At 38.3% G+C, this 1,706-nt stretch carries 3 protein-coding genes; all 3 read right to left on the bottom strand.

Annotated features, from left to right (window positions below; genetic code table 11):
* Positions 1-158 precede the first annotated feature (158 nt).
* Positions 159-512 (bottom strand): dihydroneopterin aldolase, encoded by a 354-nt coding sequence (gene folB / locus E1140_RS00440; protein ID WP_155177986.1) that lies wholly within the window; start codon positions 510-512, stop codon positions 159-161.
* The gene (locus tag E1140_RS00435; RefSeq protein WP_155177985.1) at positions 512-1,231 is read right to left on the bottom strand and encodes a DivIVA domain-containing protein; all 720 of its coding nucleotides are present in this window, start codon (positions 1,229-1,231) and stop codon (positions 512-514) included. The genes folB and E1140_RS00435 overlap by 1 nt, the downstream gene beginning before the upstream one ends.
* Before the next feature lie 27 nt (positions 1,232-1,258).
* Positions 1,259-1,706: WD40 repeat domain-containing protein (locus tag E1140_RS00430; RefSeq protein ID WP_425481985.1), on the bottom strand; the 448-nt coding region annotated here is incomplete at its 5' end.

Below are 1,706 nucleotides of genomic sequence, written 5' to 3'. Positions count from 1 at the left end.
TGCTAGGCTTTGACAAAAAGAAAGATAGTGATCTTGAGTACGAAATTGAAGGTATCCATGTATTAGTCGAAAAAAAACACACCATGTATTTGCTCGACCTTGAGGTTGATTTCTATGAAGGTGGCGATGCCAGAGGTTTTACCTTTGTGAAGAATACATCACCTGCTCAGGCAGAGTGATACTGTCGCTTTCTTACATTCTCCGGAAATTGGTGGATTAAATTTAGATAAACTTACCTCTACACTTGTTACTGGTAATTCATTGAGAATACGAGAAGCCATTTTATGCACTACTTGCTCCAGTAATTTTGACGGTATTTCCATAACCTCTGCAGCTATGGCGTATAGCTTTTCATAATCTACAGTCTCAGCCAGCTCATCATCAATGGCTGCCTTTTCAAAATCCGCTTCTACAGTAATGTTCACTTCGAAAGTATTACCTAACTCACGCTCACGCTCATAAAACCCATGATAGGCATAAAACGTGAGTCCCTCAAGACTAATTTTACCCATCAATCTAGATCATCAAAAAATGAAGTGCTTTTTCCTGAATCAGAAACTTTCTCCACTTCAACGTCATTCTTAGGTTCTTCTTTTTTTGACTCAGGCTCTGCTGGAGTATCTAGTTCAAGCTCAATCTCCACTTTCTTACTGGCTTTGGCAGGAGCAATATCGCGCTTAACCTTCATAAGCTCTTCATCTATATCTACCTTCTTGATCTGATCTTTGGCTCTATTTGCTTTATCAATAGCTTCATTTGCAAAAGATTTTATATCAGATAAAAGATCTTCTTTAACATTCTCCAATTGCCTGTACAGGTTGGCCAATGACTTAACCCTGTCCTCCATGTCATCAATGGCATTGCGAGATTTCATCTCAGCCTCCTCAATCATATCTTTGGCTTTAGACTTAGCTTCATTCATCAGGGCTTCAGCCTTCATTTCAGTCTCGCGCATATGCAGCTGAGCCGTTTTAGTGGCCTGATCAATCATGTTAGCACCAGTGTCCTCAGCGGTTTTTAACGTTTTGAATAAAGAATTTTCAACCTCACGAAGCTTTTCTACCTCTTTCTCAGACGATTCGAGTTTGATTTTCAACTCTTTATTCTCATCCATCAGTTTTTCCCATTCTGTACCCAAAGTGGTTAAAAATGCTTCTACCTCTTCCTTGTCTAACCCTCTAAAAGCCTTTTCAAAGGTCTTTTGTCTAATTTCTAATGGTGTAATTTTCATATCTATCTTTATACTAAACCAACGGTATCAACTATTAAAAGCTATATCCCAAATGGATATTGACCTGTCATCACTGGCACTTATGAGCAAATCATCATGACCTGTCCATAACAATTTATTTACCGAAGTGCCATGACCTGCATGCCTTGCTTTATCAATTACTTTCAAAAGTTTGAATGCTTGCGCATCCCATACTTTTATCGATTTATCCATGCTACAAGTTACAAAATGTTTGCCATCTGGACTAAATGTGATGTTGTTAATGGCGAACATATGAGCTACAATATCTTCTAATAACAGATATCCGGCATTAACATCCCAAATTTTCAGATGCGCATCCCTACCTGCGCTTAAAAGCAACTCATTGTCAGGAGAGTAGCAGACTGAGAATACAGAATTATCATGATCCTTAAGCCTATATTTTACAGAATAATCTTCAAGGTTATAGATTACAATGCTATGATCGCTCGTACCA

The organism is Fulvivirga lutimaris (genome assembly GCF_009711525.1).
Classification (GTDB): Bacteria; Bacteroidota; Bacteroidia; order Cytophagales; family Cyclobacteriaceae; genus Fulvivirga; species Fulvivirga lutimaris.
Note: the sequence above shows the minus strand (reverse complement) of the source record. Positions and strands in the feature narration are given on the sequence as shown.

Bases quoted from the DNA above. Each gene is read 5' to 3' on its own strand.
- folB (WP_155177986.1), bottom strand. From the start codon at position 512: ATGGGTAAAATTAGTCTTGAGGGACTCACGTTTTATGCCTATCATGGG.
- E1140_RS00435 (WP_155177985.1), bottom strand. From the start codon at position 1,231: ATGAAAATTACACCATTAGAAATTAGACAAAAGACCTTTGAAAAGGCT.